This window comes from Phaeodactylibacter sp., from assembly GCF_040219495.1.
Classification (GTDB): Bacteria; Bacteroidota; Bacteroidia; order Chitinophagales; family Saprospiraceae; genus Phaeodactylibacter.
In genome coordinates, this window is record NZ_JAVJSK010000002.1 from 74,216 (window position 1) to 91,502 (window position 17,287).

A 17,287-nucleotide genomic window follows, 5' to 3' on the forward strand; every position below is an offset into this window, starting at 1 on the left:
TGCCGCCCGGCTAATGGCCCATAAATTGCTGATTGACGCTGACGAGGTGCTCCAAAATGTTTAGGACAGCAGTAAGTTCAGTGCTTTGGCCCTGGCCTGAAGAAAGGCGCAGGTACTCCCGGAACCCCTGCGCTACTTTATGTGCATCGGTGGTTTGAAGGGAGAACTGGCTCAACAAGGTGACCAAGTGCTCCTGCTGTGGGGTGTTTTTGGAATTGAGCACAGGGTGGTCCTCAATTTCAGCTTCCAGTAAGCGTGATGGTGGTACTTCGAAGCAACAAGCAATTTTCAGGAAATTGACTACACTGGGCTCTACGGATCCTGTTTCGTAAGAAGCAATATTGCTTCGTTTCAACCCTACTTCCTGTGCCAGCTTTTGCTGACTGAGCCCGCGGGCTCTCCTTAGCGACTTTAGATTTCGCGAGAATGGAGTCTTTGCCAATGCTATTTCAAATAAATAGGTGAATCCGGTTTTTTTTACGCGTGGTAAGCCCCCGGCATACCGTTGCAATTTATGAAATATTCTGCATTAGAACCGAAAAAAGTCAGGCACAAAAAAACCGGGCTAACCTATACAGGCGCCCGGGTTTGTCAGGTGATTTTGGTAACAGGGTCCGGCTACTTCGTCCGCATGTTTGCAAACTCAGGGTGGCGGTTCATCCAGCCTGACATGAAGGAGCAGGTTGTTTTTATTTTGAAGCCCATTTTTTCTGCAAAGCGTACCGCTTCCATGGCCATTTTTTCTTCAATATCTACGCCGTTAAGTACTTCCGGTACGTAGGTCTTCTTGATTTCCAGTACGTTTGGGTTCGGTTTGGTGTGGATATGATACTGCATATACACATCTTCGTCCCCTTTCATATCGAAGCGGAATTGCTCGCGTGCGGTGTCCTGATGAATGTTCAAAGCTTGTTTCGTGATCTCCATAATAACTTGAATGTGTTTTGGTTCCTGAGCCCGGGGGCTCTAATTACTCAATGTATACGGTTTTGGGGTTGGTAAACTCCCGCAATCCGTAGTAAGACAGCTCTCTGCCGTACCCGCTATTTTTAATGCCTCCGAAAGGCAAACGCGGATCGGACTTGACCATCTCATTTAAAAAACAGGCACCGGCTTGCAGATGTTCGCGTGCAATGCGTTCCCCCCGTTCTATGTTTTGCGTAAACACGGCGCTGCCAAGCCCGAAACTCGTGTCGTTGGCAATACGAATGGCTTCTTCCTCATCCCGGGCCCGAATGACGGAAGCTACAGGGCCAAAGAGTTCTTCGTGGTAGGCGGGGGTGCCTTTTTTGACATCCGTCAGTATCGTTGGAGGGTAGAAAAAGCCTTTACCCTTTGCTTTTTTGCCGCCAATGAGCCGTTTAGCACCGCCCTTCATACTTTTCTTGACCTGCCAGTGCAGCTGATCGCGCAAATCTTCGCGCGCCAGCGGGCCCAGAGCAGTCTCTGCTTCCAGCGGGTCGCCCATCACTGCCTCGTCCATTTGGGCTTTAAAAGCCTCCAGGAACTGATTGTAGACCTGCCGCATGACGATAAAGCGTTTGGCACCAATACAGCTTTGCCCGTTGTTGAGCAAGCGGCCTTTGGTACAAACCTGTGCAGCTTTGATCACGTCAGCATCGTCGAGGACCAGGTAAGGGTCACTACCGCCCAGTTCCAGCACGGTTTTCTTCAGCGCCTTGCCTGCCATACCCGCTACAGCGCGCCCGGCATCCACACTTCCGGTCAGGGTGACGCCCTGGACGACTCTGTTCTTGATGATTTTCTTGACGCGCTTTTCGTCAATTATCAGGCTGGAAAAGACCCCTTTAGGGAAACCGGCTTTTTTCATAACATCCGCAATGGCCAGCGCGCATCCTGGAACATTAGGGGCATGCTTGAGCAGAATCGTGTTGCCGGCCATCAGGTTGGGCGCTGCAAAGCGGAATACCTGCCAGAAGGGGAAGTTCCAGGGCATGATTGCCAGGATAGGGCCAAGCGGGCGGTAGGAAATGTAGCTCTTGGAAGCCTCGGTGGCAATGTACTCGTCGCGCAGGAAGCGCTCGGCGTTTTGGGCATAGTACAAGCACACCCAGGCACACTTTTCGATTTCGGCTTTGGCATCTTTAAGCAGTTTGCCCATCTCTCGGGTGATGAGCATGGCTAGTGCGTCTTGTTCTTCACCAAGCACACGGGCAGCTTCCCGTAGCAAGCGGGCCCGTTCTTCCAGATCCGTGCGGCTCCACTCTTTGAAGGCGGACTGCGCACCGAAGATCGTTTTGTTCAGCTCCTTATTGCTGATGATCTTGTAGGATTTGACTTTCTTGCCGGTGGTAGGATCAGTAGCGGTTTGCATTTTCGAGGTGGGGATTAATTTAAAAGTGATTATAAAGGGACCCCCAGCGCCTGACTGAGGTCGAGTAGTTCTACTTCCAGGGTGTTGAGTTCCTGATACCAATTTCCAAGGATACTGTCTTGCTTCAGCCGTTGAGTGTGTTGGTTCAGCTTTTGGTATTGTTCTTCCAGCGCCTTCACCTGATTGCGCAGTTGCCTGGCTTCCTGTGGGGGCATACTGTAAGCTTTTCGGCTCATTTTTTCGGTGCGGCGGTTGATTTCCTGCAAAGCTTCGCCCAGCCGCAGGAGCATGACTTCCCGGATGCTGTCCCGCACTTCATAAACATCGTCGCTATCAGGCGGAACAGTTGTACCCACAGGCTGGCACTGCAGCAGCAGTAGTGCAAATACGAGTAAGCAAATATTGGTCTTTGCCATTTTGTAAAGCGTAAATAAGTAAATCAGGTGAATCTGAAATCAGGGCTTGTTGGGACTTTAGTACTTAGAGTAGGATTCATCTTTATAAAATTCCTATATTTCGGTCTTAATCAAGCAATCTTTCCTTAAAACATGCAGTACCGGCTGATGTTCTCCTTTTTTCTCTTGTGCTCGTTTTTTCCAGCCCTGTCCGGGCAGGCAGAAAAGGTAGTTGGCTACCTGCAGTACGGGCGGGGGTACATGCTTGATGAGCTACAGTTTGATAAACTTACCCACTTGTGCATCGCTTTTGCGAACCCCGATGAGAAAGGGCGGCTGCAGACCGGAGGTGTTGATATCGGGCCTATTGTGAAACGCGCTAAAGCGGCTAACGTGAAGGTCCTCATTTCAGTGGCAGGGGGAGCCTTGGAGCCGGAATGGGCAGCAGCCTGGAAAACCTACATGCAGCCCTGGAACCGGCAGTATTTTGTCAATGAAATGATGAACTACGTCCGTCGCCATCAGCTTGATGGCGTAGATGTGGATTTGGAATGGAAGCACGTTGACCACCACTATAGCCCTTTCGTGCTGGCCCTTGGGCGCGCCCTGCATGCGGAAGGCAAGCTCATTACGGCTGCCCTGCCCGGCAAAAAGCGCTACAAGCACATTACGGATCAGGCCCTGGGCATTTTGGACTTCATCAACATCATGGCTTATGACCTCACAGGGCCCTGGGAGCCCACAAGGTCTGGCCCGCACTCTCCTTATACTTTCGCAGAATCCTGCCTCAGTTACTGGAAAAAGCAAGGGGTTGAATCTTCTAAGCTTGTGCTCGGACTGCCCTTTTATGGTTGGGATTTTACCAACCGGGAGCGTATCCGGTCTGTAAATTACGGGGTTATTGTAGACCGTAACCCTGCATTTGCCCATCTGGATCAGGTCGGGCAGTTGTATTTTAACGGGCTGGTGACCATCACCGCTAAAACAGAGCTGGCCCTGCAGCATGCCGGGGGCGTTATGCTTTGGGAACTCGGGCGGGATGCCCTCAATGAGTATTCCCTCCTGGAGGCGGTGAGCCGCGTGATGCGCGGAGACACTACCCTAATGCCTGCACCGCAGCCCGTAGTGGAGGCAACGGTGCAAAAAGAAGAAAAAATCGTGGCGTTGCCTACCGATCAGCAACGCAAGACGGCTGCTCGGTTTATCGGTCCGATGATGCCCCCCGATACAGTGGATGCTGACTTCGGAGAAGCTCCCCTTGCGGAAGAACGGGCGGACCCCTACCGCCTGGACCTGGAAGTGGCCCCTAACCCCTTTGTGGACACGATCACTATCGTCAACCACGAACAGGGACCTATTCACCTGGTGCTGACCAATGAGAAAGGCCAGATCTTGTTTGAGTCTGATGTACAGCCAAATTCCACCCTGACCTGGGAAACTTCTAGCTTTCCTCATGGTTATTATACTTTCTCCGCGATGGTTGGAGGGCGGCAATTGTCCCGCCGGCTGATTAAGCGGATACCAACCAACAAACCTTTGCAGGGCGTACAGTCTAAGGGCGGCGTGCTCCAAAACTGGCCGCAGCACTAAGAACCCCCTGTAGCACAGAGAACACCCTATTCAACTATAACTAACTGACCTGAATGATGATAAAGCGTAAGTTGTGCATGATGCTGATCTTGATGCTGCCGATACTAATGCTTGGGCAATCCCCGGAGCGCTGGACAGCAACGGAGATTTACCAAGGTATTGAGAAGCTGAATTTTCTGGGGTCTGCACTTTATGTAGCTGCCCACCCGGATGACGAAAATCAGCGCCTGATTGCCTATCTCGCTAATGAATATAACGCAGAGATGGCCTACCTGTCCCTCACCCGCGGAGATGGCGGGCAAAACCTCATCGGCCCGGAAATCCGGGAACTGCTGGGCGTGATCCGCACACAGGAGCTGCTGGGGGCCCGCCGTATTGATGGAGGCAGGCAAATGTTTACCCGTGCCAACGACTTTGGTTATTCCAAACACCCCGATGAAACGCTCGACATCTGGCAGCGTGAAGCGGTACTGGGCGATGTGGTCTGGGCCATCCGGAAGTGGCAACCTGACGTGATTATCAACCGTTTTGACCACGAATCGGCCGGCCGCACCCACGGGCACCACACGTCCTCCGCTATTTTGTCCTACGAAGCCTTTGATTTGGCTGGCGATCCTGAAGCTTATTCGGAGCAGCTGGAATACCTGGACCCCTGGCAGCCCCAGCGGTTGTTTTTTAATACTTCCTGGTGGTTCTACGGTAGCCAGGAAGCTTTCGCGGAAGCGGATAAAACCAACCTGATGAGCGTGGACATAGGCGTATATTACCCCATGCGCGGCAAATCGAATAACGAGATCGCTGCTGAGGCCAGGAGTATGCACAAGTGCCAGGGCTTTGGAGCCACACTGCAACGGGGCACGCAGCAGGAATACCTGAAACTCCTCAAGGGCGATATGCCAGCAGGAAAGGAAAATCTGTTCGAGGGTATAAATACGACCTGGACCCGTGTGAAAGGAGGTAAGGCCGTTGGGGCAATCCTGACGAAAGCTCAGGAACAGTTCGATTTCGAACGCCCTTACCAAGCCGTCAGCGCTTTGCTGAATGCCCGGGAAGCCCTGCAAAAAGTGGAAGAGGGGTATTGGAAGCAGGTGAAATCTCAGGAGTTGGATGAACTGATCCTGGCATGTATGGGCCTCTATGTGGAGGCTACCGCAGAAGACTATTCCGCTACGCCGGGCGAAGAGATTGAGCTGACGATGGAGGTGGTCAACCGGTCTCCGGTAAATGCCCGGCTAAAGGCTGTGACTTACCTGCCTATGGAGGCGGATTCCACGCTGGCACTGGATTTGGAGAACAATCAACAGTATGAGTTTTACGAAAAGCTGGTGCTGCCCGGTGACCTGAGCCATACCAATCCGTACTGGCTCAATGAAGAGGGGACGCTGGGGATGTATAAAGTGGACAATCAGTTGCTCAGAGGGCTCCCGGAGACGCCCCGGGCCCTTCAGGTTGCCTTTCATCTGGAGGTCGACGGTACACCTATGACGGTCATCCGTGATGTGGTCTACAAAGAGACGAAGCCTTCACAGGGCGAGACCTACCGGCCCTTCGAGGTGACGCCGCCGGTATTTGCCAATATTGCCGAGAAGGTTTATGTTTTTGCCGGGAATGGGCCACAGGAAGTCGCCGTACGGGTCCGGGCAGGCAAAGATACCGTAGCGGGTAAGCTCTCCCTTGCTTTGCCGGAGGGCTGGCGTTCCGAGCCTGCTGAAGCACCATTCGAAATTGCGGTCAAGTCCGGTGAGCAATTGGTGGAGTTCATGCTTTTCCCGCCGGCTGACCCGGGCGAGGGGCGCATTCAGGCCGTTGCTACGCTTAAAGAGGGCACTTCCTATACCGATGGCCTCAATGTAATCGCTTATGATCATATCCCTGCTCAAACCGTGATGCTGGAGAATAGTGCCAAAGTGGTAAAAGTGGATATTGCCACCGCGGGCAAACAAATCGGCTACCTGATGGGGGCCGGCGATGAAGTCCCCAACAGCCTGGCGCAAATCGGTTACGAAGTGACTTTGCTTTCGGATGAGGATATTACCCTGGAACAGTTGCAGCAGTACGATGCGGTCATTCTGGGTATCCGGGCTTACAATACCAATGAGCGGATGGCCTTTCATCAGCCGGTGCTCCTGGAGTACGTTAAACAGGGCGGTACGCTGATCAATCAGTACAATACCACCCGCAACCTGAAGGTGGATATGGAGAATATTGCACCTTACCACCTGAAAATTAGCCGCGACCGGGTAACGGTAGAGGAAGCACCGGTCCGTATGCTGGCCCCTGACCATCCGGTCCTGAACTGGCCCAACAAAATCACAGCTGCCGATTTCGAAGGCTGGGTGCAGGAAAGAGGGCTGTATTTTCCCAATGAGTGGGGCGAGGAGTTCACCGCGGTCTTATCGAGTAATGACCCGGGCGAGGACCCTAAAGACGGGGGGCTTCTGGTAGCGCCCTACGGCGAAGGCTACTACATTTATTCCGGCTATAGCTGGTTCCGGGAGCTGCCTGCCGGTGTTCCCGGTGCTTACCGCCTGTTTGCGAACCTTATTTCCATTGGCAAGGAAAACCGTTAATTGTGCAGTAATCGTGCAGGCAAGGGAGGGCCCGGTAATCTTGTATTGCCGGGCCCTTTTTACGAGCGTATTGTGCCGGTAGCCGTACGTTAGTGAGCCGCTGGTTGTTGCCGGATGATCTGCTGGAAGATTTCTTCAGGGCTGATGTTGCCGATCAGGTCCATATCTTCTTCAGTGGTTTTTTCCATTTCCCTGACCCGAAGTTTAGGGTTGACGAAGGCGTAGTCCAGCTCGTCGTATTCGTAGATGGACCAGCTGCCCCATTTGTACTCCAGTGCGGTCAGGCTTTCCACCCAGTCGCCCGAGTTCAGGTAGGTGACCTGATGCCCGTGGGCTTTCTGTGAGCGCATCTGCGCCCGGTGGATATGCCCGCAGATGACATAGTCGTATTGCTGCTCGCCGGCCAGCTGTATAGCGGTATCCTCAAAATCTGAGATGAACTTGATGGCTTCTTTTACAGAAGATTTGACGCGTTTGGCAAAAGACATACGGGTTTTGCCCATGGCCATCCGCATTTTGTTGATGAAGCGGTTGAGCACAATGAGCCAGTCGTAGCCCTTGCCGCCAATCCTGGAGATGAGGGGAGAATACTTGATGAAGAGGTCGAAGATGTCCCCGTGAAAAATCCAGTAGGTTTTTCCGTTGAGTTGGAGCAGGAGCTTGTCGCGCAGATGGATGTTGCCGGAGGAGAAATCAGAATAACGCCGCAGGGCATCGTCATGATTTCCGGTGATGTAGTACACCTTGGTGCCTTTGGCAGCCATTTTCAGGATGCGCTGAATGACCTGTATGTGCTCTTTAGGGAAGTACCGCTTGCGGAACTGCCACATGTCAATGAAGTCCCCGTTGAGGATAAGGGTGCCGGTTTTTATGCTCTTGAGGTAGTTGAGTAGCTCTTTGGCGTGGCAACCATAAGTGCCGAGGTGCACATCTGAAATAATGACAATATCTAATTCCCGCTTCATATTTGCCTTTGAATCTGCGCGCCGGCAAGTCGAGTACTCCAAACCGGCCCTTTCATGAATTGGGTGCAAATTCCGGCTTAAATGTAAAGTAGGTGTAAAACAGGAATTATATATGTCTTAAGCTTTTACCTGAACGGGGGCTTCAGCACTGAAGCCCCCGTTCAGGCAAGGCATCGTTTTACTCTGTGGCAGCCGGCTTAGGGCCTTCCACTTTTTTCAGGATGCGGGTATACTTGGCCCGGCGGGTGGAGTCAACCGCCAGTATAAGCTCTTCATTCGTTAGTTTGGAAATGGGATTAGGGATCTCCTGAGAGCCCAGGTTCATGTACAGGATGTCGCCTGCCGGGCTAAGGTCCCAGCTTCCGGTCAGTGGGGAGCCATTCGGCGTCGTCACTGACATAGAGCCATCTTCCTCAAAGATGAAAGCATCGTTTTGGTACATCATCACAAAACGCTCAAGGGCTATCTGCTCCTGAGGCGAAGGTTTTGTTTTTTGGAACGCTTCACTCATGCGGGCCGGGGCGTACTGCCATTTGCCCAGGAGCATCTTTTTTTGTTCTTCATTGCTGGTACAAGCAGCAAGGAGCGCGATCAACGCTACGAAAGCTAATTTTTTCATGGGATAAGTGATTGTTAGTTAAACATTTGAATGGGGTGTCTTGCTTTTGGGCGGCTATTTGCTAATCACAGTGCAAAATCAGCAGCCTGCTCAGCGGTTATTCTTACCTGCAAACAAACGAATGTTCGCTTCGCAAAAGTAGGGCCTGAAATGGAAACATCCATCATTCCTATCCAAATATTTGTGCCTTTTCGTCACATCAGCCCATCCCCGGCAGGCGTTTATGAAACAACTTTTTTAAGATTTTTCCGGTATGCCCTTGGGCTCAGGTGGGTAATGTTTTTGAATTGCCGGTTGAAATGCGAGAGGTTGTTGAATCCACTCTCGAAGCTGACGGCAGCGATGGTCAGGCTGTCGTCCCCCAGCAGGCGGCAGGCGTGAGCAATGCGGAACTCATTGACAAACTGGCTAAAAGTTTTACGGGTCAGCTTTTTAAAGTAGCGGCAAAAGGCAGGCACGGTCATATTAGCCAGCCGGGCCGCTTCGTCAAGATTGACCTCATCCTGAAAATTGTGCTGTACATATCGGTAAATCGCCTCAATGCGGTTCTGGTCCTGCGTGCTTACTTCCAAAGCAAACCCACTGGCATGGAGCATTTCGTAGTTTTCCGCTTCGGCCATTTCCTGGAGGATGTGCAGGAGGGTAAGGAGCCGTTCGAAGCCGTCTTGCTTTGGCATCGCCTTCAACTGCTCACCCACCCGTTCTTTCACCGGCCCACTAAAGGAAAGCCCCTGCCGGGAGCGCTGGAATAGCTGTTTGATGGCTTGCATCTCCGGCTTTTTCAGAAAGTCCGTACCCAGGAAGTCCTCTTTCATCTGAACCACGATCTCCGTATGGGCTTCGAAGACTTCTTCTGTAAACCCGAAGTGGGGCAAGTTGGGGCCCAGGAAAATCAAATCCCCGGCTTCAAAATAGGAGATATGATCTCCAATGTGGCGCTTGCCCTTACCATTAGAGACGTAGACGATCTCGTACTCCGGGTGAAAGTGCCAGTTGGGATGGTTGCAGTCATCAGACTCATCAAAGCTTCTCAACGTAAAGGAGCTTCCAAAAACCGGTTCTATTTTTTCGAGTGCAGCTTTCATGCTCATGGTTTATCAGCTTGGGGCCTTCGCAGTATAATTTGGTCGTGTGGTAAGGGCTATGGGCAAGGGCCGCCACATAGCTGAGGCTCAAAATGGTTGGTTTCAACAGGCGATCGGAATCGCTCAAAATTATAAAGCTAATACAATAAGAACTTCGGAAAAGTTCAGCCCGTCCTAAAAAGTTAATATGGTATTGATATTGGTGAAAATGGCGGGAGATTGGTTGTTGTAACATCGGTACCTTTGCAGTATAGAATTTGAAAGAAGACTATAGTTTCATACACTGTTTTTAAAAGTGGTGGCGGTCCGAGGTTAGGGGAGCGTCACCACTATTTTTTTTGGATGAAGATTTCAGTATACCATTTTTAGAAGTAAATTTATCTATGATCAAAAGTCTCAAAACACTTGCATTTCACCTGCCCAGCCTTTCTGTAGGGCTGACGTTTTTCACCCTGAGCATGCTTTTTGGCAGCTGGCTGGCCCGGTTGCCCGAAGTACAGGCCCGGTTGATGCTCTCAGAGGGGCAGCTCGGCCTGGCGTTGCTGGGGCTGCCGGTAGGTGCACTCATCATGATGCCACTGGCGGGCTGGCTTTCTACCCGTTTGAGCAGCGGGCAGGCCATGACGGTTTCCACGCTGTTGTTCTGTGGCGCTTTCCCGCTGCCGGCATTTGCACCAGGCGCATACAGCCTTTTTGCCGGGCTGCTGCTGATTGGCTTCGTCAATAGTTTTATGAATATCTCTATGAATGCGGCAGCGGCAGCCGTTGAGCGGCACTACCATATCGCGATCATGTCGGTCTGCCATGGTATGTTTAGCCTTGGCGCTATGGTCGGTGCTGGCAGTTCAGGTTTTATCGCTTCCCTCGGGGTTTCTCTTCAGGTCCACCTGATCACGGTTGCCTTGCTGATGGTAGGCTTGCACCTTTTACTCCGCCCGGCTATCTCGGCTTTGCCTAATGCACCGACCGAGAACAGCGGCCTGTCTATACCGCCGCGTGCCTTAATGGGGCTGGCCTTTATTGGCTTTTGTATCATGATCGGCGAGGGGGCGATCGCAGACTGGAGCGCTATTTTCCTGCGTAAAGAATTGCAAGCTGGCGCCTTTGTGGCGGGTCTGGCATACGCAGGCTTTTCAATGGCCATGGCGATTGGCCGGTTCATGGGGGACGGCATACGCCTTCAATTCGGTTTGAAGCGTTCTGTGGTGATGGGCAGTTTGCTGGGTGCAGCAGGTTTGTTGCTGGCAGTCCTGACGCCAATGCCGGCAGTGTCTGTCTTGGGCTTCACGATTGTAGGGCTTGGTTTCTCTACCGTAGTGCCACTGCTCTTTAGTGCAGCTGCCAATACGCCCGGCGTTAGTGCGGGCAATGGTATTGCCGCAGTGGCCAGTTCCGGTGTGATCGGCTTTCTGGTGGCACCACCCCTGATTGGTCTGATCAGCGACCATTTTGGGCTGGCTTCCGGGCTCGGCTTTGTCGTAATACTGGCGGTACTGGCTGCTCTGACGGCGCGAAGTATCAAGGCTTAAGACCTTCCAGTATAGAAGTGTCGTATAGTGCCTCCCATTGTAGGGCCGGGTCATCGGTCAGGTGGGGGTACTGCCGTTCCAGGAATTGGGTGTACAGCGTTCGCCCATCCTGAAGAGCATCCTGGCCGTCTATGCCAAAAAAGCGGTAATTATCAGCCAAGTCGCAAAGGTGTACCTTCTGGAGTGATGTCTGGAAATATTCATTCAGCGCTTCCTCCAAAGATCCGCGGATCGAACTCGGGATGATGCTTGGTAATGGCTTTATGATGGCATTCACAAGCACACCGACGGCTTTTTGCGGGTAAAACTTATCATTGAGAAAACGGTCGACCTCCTGAAACCAGCCTTTCAGCAGTTCGGTGATTTCTTCCCGGTTTAGGTTCAGGTATTCCTCGCTGGTTAGCAGAACATCGGCGATCAGGTTCGGGTAGTTGGAAGAATCGGTCAGGACTTTGATGTCTCCGCACCCTTCCGCAATACAGGCCTCTACAAAGGGGCTCCAAAGCACGAGTGCGTCGAGGGTCTCATCGTTGATGAACCGCTTGGTGAGCAGGTCGAGGTCGGTATGCTTCTGGGGAATGGTCTCCACCTCTGCCGGTTGTATATCATGTTCTTGCAGGACGTACTTCAAAAAGGTATGAGAAGGGGAGTCCTGTGGGTAAAGAATGCGCTTGCCCCGCAGGTCTGCTACGGTCTTGATGCGGCTTCTGGACAAGATGGCATCCGCGCCGTTAGACCAGGAAGCCTGATAAAATACTTTTGGCGACCATTCCTTGGTTTTATCTGCTACGTAGGGCAGGCGGTCAATGGTGCACCACATCATATCAATCTGCCCGGCTTTGAAGTCTTCGCACAGCTGATCAAGGTGGTCGTTGAGCTCAAAGTGTACCTCGCGGCGGTATTTCTGGAAAAGCGGGGTGTTTTCATTGCGGGCAAAGCCGCTGTTGTACATGATGCTCGGGATAAACCCGATCCAGGTCGGCAAAGCAATCTGCACGGACTTGGCATTGATGCGCTCGATGTACTCCTCCAGCGACTGCGCGATGTTTTGGTAGATTTTGCCTCTTTCCTCCTGCGCATCCGGCAGTTTGTCAAATACCCGGAGGTTTTCGATATCGAAGTGCTGATCGTAAATGTCGTCCCAGCCGTACAGGTGGTTGAGCAAAATCGGCATAATGAAGCGCTCTTCCTTCCGGTAGGCATCGCTGCTGCTGAACTTAGCGTAAGTCGATAGCAAGTCCCGCACTTCCTCGTCTACAATATTGTCGTTAACAAATTCCGGACTGAACAGGAGCAGGGTAATATCCGCACGCTTGAGTTCTTCCTTAAACTTCCGCTCCACCGAGCCGCCAATGTCCAGGTCAGTTGCCGTCCAGATATGGACGTTCGGGTAGCGGGCGTTGATGCTGGTGAACTGCTTTTCCAACTCTTCCCAGGCGTCCTGATCAGCTTTGGCGTATAGTACGGCAATATGGATGTTCGTCGTCCGTCCGTTGGTTTCCAAAATCGGTTGTATGGGCATAATCCTTATGTGTTGCGCTGTAGTGGTAGTGGTTCTGCTAACAAAACGAAAGAACCGGGCTGTCGTTACGGTTTTCCGGGTTAAATTAAGACTTTTTTAATTTATCAGGCTGAAAAGGATGTTGTTACGGAGGCGGGCTACTGCTTTTAGCGTTATTTAAGTCAGGGTTCACAAGTTTTGGCTTGCAGACCGATTACTAAGTGTATGTTTGGAGGTGCACTTCGGCTGATAATCGAAGCCTTGTGAATCCCGGTCATACCGGGACGTCATGGGAAAATGCTTATTTGACCCCGCAATTCTGCGGGGCAGGCTCCGCCAAACGCGCATTTTTCCATTTAGCCATAACCACAACTCTTTGATTATCAACTCTCGTTTGCTCCAAACATACACTAAGAGCCCCAATAAGCTCGTAAAGACAGCAATCTGTTATTAGGGAACTAACAGCTTTTTAATTGCTGATTCCATCTTTTCGGGCTTGGTGACCGGTGCAAAGCGCTTCACGGGCTTGCCATTTTTATCGATGACAAACTTGGTGAAGTTCCACCTGATTTTTTGGCCGAATAAGCCTTTGAGTGAGGACTTCAGGTATTTGTAAAGAGGGTGTGCGCCCTCGCCGTTGACTTCAATCTTGGAAAACATAGGGAAGCTGACGCCGTAGTTCAATTCGCAAAACTCCTGAATATCTTCCGCATCACCGGGTTCCTGATTAGCGAATTGATTGCAGGGGAAGCCCAGAATGACGAGCCCTTCCTCCCGGTACTTTTGATAAAGCTTTTCCAGTCCTTCGTATTGAGGCGTCAGTCCGCATTTGCTGGCCGTGTTGACGACAATGACGGTTTTGCCTTTGTATTCGTCCATTTTAACGGTAGTGCCATTCAGTTGCTGAGCTTCAAAATCATAAAATTCCATAGTAAAGGGTTGTTTTAGGATGGAATAGATTTTTTGTGGATTCGGTTGACTGAAATAGTCAAAAGGTTCACAAATGTGAATACGGTATCTTTTAAAGGAAAAGCCTTAAAGCACAAACCCAAGCCGGAGCCCCATCGTCACAGACGGCCGAAGGCTCCAGCCTTCTGTGGTTCTTTCAATGTTGAAAAGCCATTCGTCTGCCGGGTTATCGAAGCGCAGGACGCGATTGGAGATGTCCTGGTACGTGATGTGTTGAGCCCGCAGGCCGCAACCGATGAAAACATCAAGGTAGAGTTTACCCTTGTGGGTACGCTGAAGCCCGTATTTGATGTGCACATTAGCCTGGCGTTTCAATCTGGTGGCTTCATCAAAACTATACTGCTCTCCATCGCTGGCTTCGTAGGCATCATTGACCACATTCAGTGCCAGCTGGCTCAGTGCGCATTCGAGGGCCCAATAATCACTGGAAGGCATCCCGCTGTCCTTCGGGCGTGTAGTGATGTACCGGCGCACCTCAGGCCGGAGGGCGATATAATGGTAACCCTTGCGGAAGCCAGTATTATTCCAGAAGGTCGGGAAGTTGGCATAGGATGCATCCAGCAAATAGCTGTACTGCCCGGCAACCGCCTGCCCGCCAATCCGGAACCGTGGGTAAAAGTTGATCAGGCTGGATGGAGTGGCATGCAGCCCCCAGAGTACCCGGGGTGCTTCCTGGGCCCGGAGGGTTGGGCAGAGTACACCGCATGCCAGAAGGAGCGTTAAAAGGAGTTTCATAGTACCAGCGTTTTCTATAGAACCGTAACGTCTGAAGTCAGGAGAATGCTGTACCTTCCTTCAAAAAATGAACGATTTGAAATATATAGCCGGGGCTTTGGTGATCCTGCCACTTCTTCCGGTGATGTATGTACAGGGCAGGCGCATACGGGCATCGGTGCCGAGGTTGCCACCGGCAGCGGGGCCATCCGGACTTGTCGGAAAGCCCGTGGGTACCCCTTTTCGTTTGGCTACTTTAGGCGAAAGCACCATTGCGGGCATTGGCGTAGCTACGCACAAGGAAGGGTTTAGCGGTACCCTTGCCAGCTGTATTGCTGAACAAACAGGTCGGCCCGTCGCCTGGAACGTGTATGCAAAGAGCGGCTATACCGCCGCCCGGGTAAAAACCAGCCTTGTACCTGCGATGCGTGCAACCGAAGCAGACCTTATCGTGATTGGCCTTGGAGGGAACGATGCTTTCACCCTGAATGCGCCCTGGCAGTGGCGGCGCGATATCCGGGAGCTGATCTTGGAACTCCGTAATGAGTTTCCCCAAACCCCCGTTGTGTTTACCAATATGCCACCCATCAGGAAGTTCCCAGCCTTCACGCCGCTGATGAAATGGGTGATTGGCAACCACGTGGAGCTGTTAGGGCGTGAGCTGGAACGGATAGTTGCTCCCCTTGTTAATGTTTATTATTACAATCGGGCTATTACGTTGGAGGACTGGAGGGAGCGGTTAAATGTATCGGCTCCACCTTCCGATTTTTTTAGCGATGGAGTACACCCTTCCAAGCTGACTTATCAGGTATGGGCCCGGGACTTCGCTGGTTTTATAAAGGAAGCGGGGGTGATTCGTTAGCGTTTCTCCAAGTCTAGTTAATCTTCCGACAGCTGTTCCACCAGCTTATTCAGTTTACCTTACGAAGAAAGGGGCCCCTTTCTGAAGTCGGCGTCCCGGTTAACCGGGATTAACGCCGCAGGGCGCAAAAAGAAAAAGTCAAAAATCCTTTATTGTGCCCGAGGGGAGTATAAAAGAGAGAGGATTAATCCAAAAGATGCTCCAGCACCACCCGGTGCCGGCAGGGGATACCGTTTTCCACGATTGGAAAAGGATAGTTTCGGGTAAAATAATGCCGATCAATACGCAGCATTTCAAATCCTGCCTTTTGGTAGAAAGCCAGTTGCCCGATACTGGAATTGCCCGTCGCGACCAGCAACCGTAAAATGCCTTGCCGCTGTGCTTCTTCCTTGATGAAGGATAGAAGCTGCTGCCCTAGCCCTTGCCCCTGTAGCCCGGGCTGAATGGCTATATTTTTGATTTCCGCAGTGGGTTCTTTTTCGGGCAGGGCTTGGAACACTACGACCCCCGCAATCGGAGCTTCGCCCATCACCCACACCTGTCCGGTCTGGCAATAGGCTAAGACCCTGGCTTCGTCCGGATCTGCTGCGAGGAGCAGCGACATGGGCAGGGGGTGCCCGGCGGGAAGTCGCTGTATATTCATCGGGCCATATATTTTTCAAGACTGCGCCGGGCGGAAGCCTGCACTTTTTTCTGGAAAAAGGGTGCCCATCCAATCAGGTAGCCGGTAGGCCCAAAGGCTTGTTGTGCCCAGCGGTAGAAGTTGAAATGGTCCCGGTGCCGATAGATTTTTCCATCCCGCAGCTCAAATGTTGCGCCGATTGGGTTGACGATCTTCCGGCCCGTTGCGGAAAAGGTATAGGTGGCCTGCCACTTTGCGGAGGCATGCTCGCCCTGGGCTTCAACATCAGAAAAGGTCAGTTCAAGGTCTTTCCCGGCAGTAACAAGCATCGCCCACATCTGGCAGGTTTCCTCATAGCTGAGCCCGGGGAAGACGGGGTCTTCAAAGCGGGCACCCTGGGCATAACAGGCCTGCATGCCGGCGATGTCCTTGCGTTGAAAGGCGGTGTAGAAGTCGTGGATGATCATTTTTCCCCTAAAATAGCAAGATTATGGTCCAACAAGGCAGGAATTGCAAATTCTGGCTTTGCGGACTAAAAAAAAGCAGGAAGTTATACCTGCCCTTAATGATTTCGTCTGCATGAAACCAAAAATGACCGGCATTAAGAGCGTGTTGGGACTTTGCTTTTGGAGCGAACGCAGCCAAATTTTGTTCTGATCAAGGCGTGATACATTCAAGAATGGGATTAAAGGGGCCCATTCTTGAATCACATAGCCTTAGCTACGTGACCGAAGAACAACGAAGAGCAGGACAAAATTTGGCAAGAGTAGCCCGAAGTGTAAAATCCCAACACGCTCTTAAGGTTAAGGTTGGTCCAAGCCATCCCCCCCAGCAGCCAGAGCGTGCGCCTGAAGTCCCGCTAGGGACTATATGTTGGTAACCTCCCAGTACGTAAAGACGCCCCGCGCCGTAGGTGCGGAATGTGCTTCGTTGTAATAAAGGTTAAATAGAATGCCCAAAGGTTAAGGTTAAGGTTAAGGCTGAGGTTCAGGTTGAGTGCGAGCAGGGACGACAACCCCCAACGGCAGCGAGCTGCCTTCGCTCCCAGGCTGACCGTGCGATGGCTGCCCTATCGACCGGCACCGCTCGCCCCAAGCCACACCCCCAGCAGCCAGAGCCTGGCGCCCCGGCATTGCAGCGTTTAGGGAAAATTGCGCAGGGCTGGCGCCCACGAAGTGGAGCGGATACAATGTTTGAGCCCATGCTCCCCACCAAATTAGAAAACCCAGCGATCTGCTGTTACCCGCACCAAGCGCTCCCACATCGCACCAAGGCGAGTTTGTAGGCGCGAGTCAGCCCTGTGCAATTTTCCCGTTAAAAACGATAAGTCCCGGTATAACCGGGAATTTTTGGTTCTTTTCATCCAGGAAAAGAACACGTGAGATTTGCACACATGCCATAGCGACCGGCACCACTCGCCCCTCTAAACCCTAAACTTTACACACTAAACTTCCAAGACCATGCGAGCTGCCTCCGCTCCCAGGCAGCCAGAGCGTGCGCCTCAAGTAAGCAAAGCCAAACCCGTTAACAC

At 52.0% G+C, this 17,287-nt stretch carries 16 protein-coding genes; 4 read left to right on the top strand and 12 right to left on the bottom strand.

Annotated features, from left to right (window positions below; genetic code table 11):
* Window positions 1-10 precede the first annotated feature (10 nt).
* The 4 genes from RIC19_RS00635 to RIC19_RS00650 form a co-directional block, all read right to left on the bottom strand.
* Complete coding sequence (locus tag RIC19_RS00635) at window positions 11-442, bottom strand: helix-turn-helix domain-containing protein (RefSeq protein ID WP_350175767.1); 432 nt, start codon at window positions 440-442, stop codon at window positions 11-13.
* Between the two features lie 176 nt (window positions 443-618).
* A complete protein-coding gene (locus RIC19_RS00640) occupies window positions 619-927 on the bottom strand; it encodes a GNAT family N-acetyltransferase (protein ID WP_350175769.1) in 309 nt (102 codons plus the stop codon).
* A gap of 43 nt (window positions 928-970) precedes the next feature.
* A complete protein-coding gene (locus RIC19_RS00645; protein ID WP_350175771.1) occupies window positions 971-2,335 on the bottom strand; it encodes an NAD-dependent succinate-semialdehyde dehydrogenase in 1,365 nt (454 codons plus the stop codon).
* Between the two features lie 29 nt (window positions 2,336-2,364).
* Window positions 2,365-2,751: a hypothetical protein gene (locus tag RIC19_RS00650; protein ID WP_350175773.1), complete on the bottom strand. Its 387-nt coding sequence runs from the start codon at window positions 2,749-2,751 to the stop codon at window positions 2,365-2,367.
* A 132-nt stretch (window positions 2,752-2,883) separates the two neighbouring features.
* Here RIC19_RS00650 and RIC19_RS00655 point away from each other — a divergent pair, with 132 nt between their 5' ends.
* Window positions 2,884-4,320, top strand: coding sequence for a glycosyl hydrolase family 18 protein (locus RIC19_RS00655; protein WP_350175775.1), 1,437 nt, complete (start codon window positions 2,884-2,886; stop codon window positions 4,318-4,320).
* 77 nt (window positions 4,321-4,397) lie between these two features.
* Window positions 4,398-6,890, top strand: coding sequence for a PIG-L family deacetylase (locus RIC19_RS00660; protein ID WP_350175777.1), 2,493 nt, complete (start codon window positions 4,398-4,400; stop codon window positions 6,888-6,890).
* Window positions 6,891-6,979: 89 nt separating this feature from the next.
* Here the strand turns inward: RIC19_RS00660 and RIC19_RS00665 are convergent, their stop codons facing one another.
* The 3 genes from RIC19_RS00665 to RIC19_RS00675 form a co-directional block, all read right to left on the bottom strand.
* Window positions 6,980-7,855: a UDP-2,3-diacylglucosamine diphosphatase gene (locus RIC19_RS00665; RefSeq protein WP_350175779.1), complete on the bottom strand. Its 876-nt coding sequence runs from the start codon at window positions 7,853-7,855 to the stop codon at window positions 6,980-6,982.
* A 178-nt stretch (window positions 7,856-8,033) separates the two neighbouring features.
* Window positions 8,034-8,474: a hypothetical protein gene (locus RIC19_RS00670; RefSeq protein ID WP_350175781.1), complete on the bottom strand. Its 441-nt coding sequence runs from the start codon at window positions 8,472-8,474 to the stop codon at window positions 8,034-8,036.
* Between the two features lie 221 nt (window positions 8,475-8,695).
* Window positions 8,696-9,565 (bottom strand): AraC family transcriptional regulator, encoded by an 870-nt coding sequence (locus tag RIC19_RS00675; protein ID WP_350175783.1) that lies wholly within the window; start codon window positions 9,563-9,565, stop codon window positions 8,696-8,698.
* Window positions 9,566-9,942: 377 nt separating this feature from the next.
* Here RIC19_RS00675 and RIC19_RS00680 point away from each other — a divergent pair, with 377 nt between their 5' ends.
* Window positions 9,943-11,088 carry an MFS transporter gene (locus RIC19_RS00680; RefSeq protein WP_350175785.1) on the top strand — a complete coding sequence of 382 codons (1,146 nt, stop codon included), beginning with the start codon at window positions 9,943-9,945 and terminating at the stop codon, window positions 11,086-11,088.
* Here RIC19_RS00680 and RIC19_RS00685 read toward each other — a convergent pair.
* From RIC19_RS00685 to RIC19_RS00695, 3 genes are all read right to left on the bottom strand, one after another.
* Window positions 11,078-12,610: an ABC transporter substrate-binding protein gene (locus RIC19_RS00685; RefSeq protein ID WP_350175787.1), complete on the bottom strand. Its 1,533-nt coding sequence runs from the start codon at window positions 12,608-12,610 to the stop codon at window positions 11,078-11,080. The two genes, RIC19_RS00680 and RIC19_RS00685, sit on opposite strands and share 11 nt — an antisense overlap.
* A 429-nt stretch (window positions 12,611-13,039) precedes the next feature.
* The gene (locus RIC19_RS00690; protein ID WP_350175789.1) at window positions 13,040-13,519 is read right to left on the bottom strand and encodes a glutathione peroxidase; all 480 of its coding nucleotides are present in this window, start codon (window positions 13,517-13,519) and stop codon (window positions 13,040-13,042) included.
* Window positions 13,520-13,624: 105 nt separating this feature from the next.
* Complete coding sequence (locus tag RIC19_RS00695; protein WP_350175791.1) at window positions 13,625-14,293, bottom strand: hypothetical protein; 669 nt, start codon at window positions 14,291-14,293, stop codon at window positions 13,625-13,627.
* A 67-nt stretch (window positions 14,294-14,360) separates the two neighbouring features.
* On the opposite strand from RIC19_RS00695, the gene RIC19_RS00700 reads away from it, so the two are divergent.
* Entirely contained in the window at window positions 14,361-15,134 is a 774-nt protein-coding gene (locus RIC19_RS00700) for an SGNH/GDSL hydrolase family protein (RefSeq protein WP_350175793.1), read from the top strand.
* A 184-nt stretch (window positions 15,135-15,318) separates the two neighbouring features.
* Here RIC19_RS00700 and RIC19_RS00705 read toward each other — a convergent pair whose 3' ends face one another.
* Window positions 15,319-15,777 (bottom strand): GNAT family N-acetyltransferase, encoded by a 459-nt coding sequence (locus tag RIC19_RS00705; RefSeq protein WP_350175795.1) that lies wholly within the window; start codon window positions 15,775-15,777, stop codon window positions 15,319-15,321.
* Window positions 15,774-16,223: a nuclear transport factor 2 family protein gene (locus RIC19_RS00710; RefSeq protein ID WP_350175797.1), complete on the bottom strand. Its 450-nt coding sequence runs from the start codon at window positions 16,221-16,223 to the stop codon at window positions 15,774-15,776. Before RIC19_RS00710 ends, RIC19_RS00705 begins: the two co-directional genes overlap by 4 nt.
* Window positions 16,224-17,287 lie beyond the last annotated feature (1,064 nt).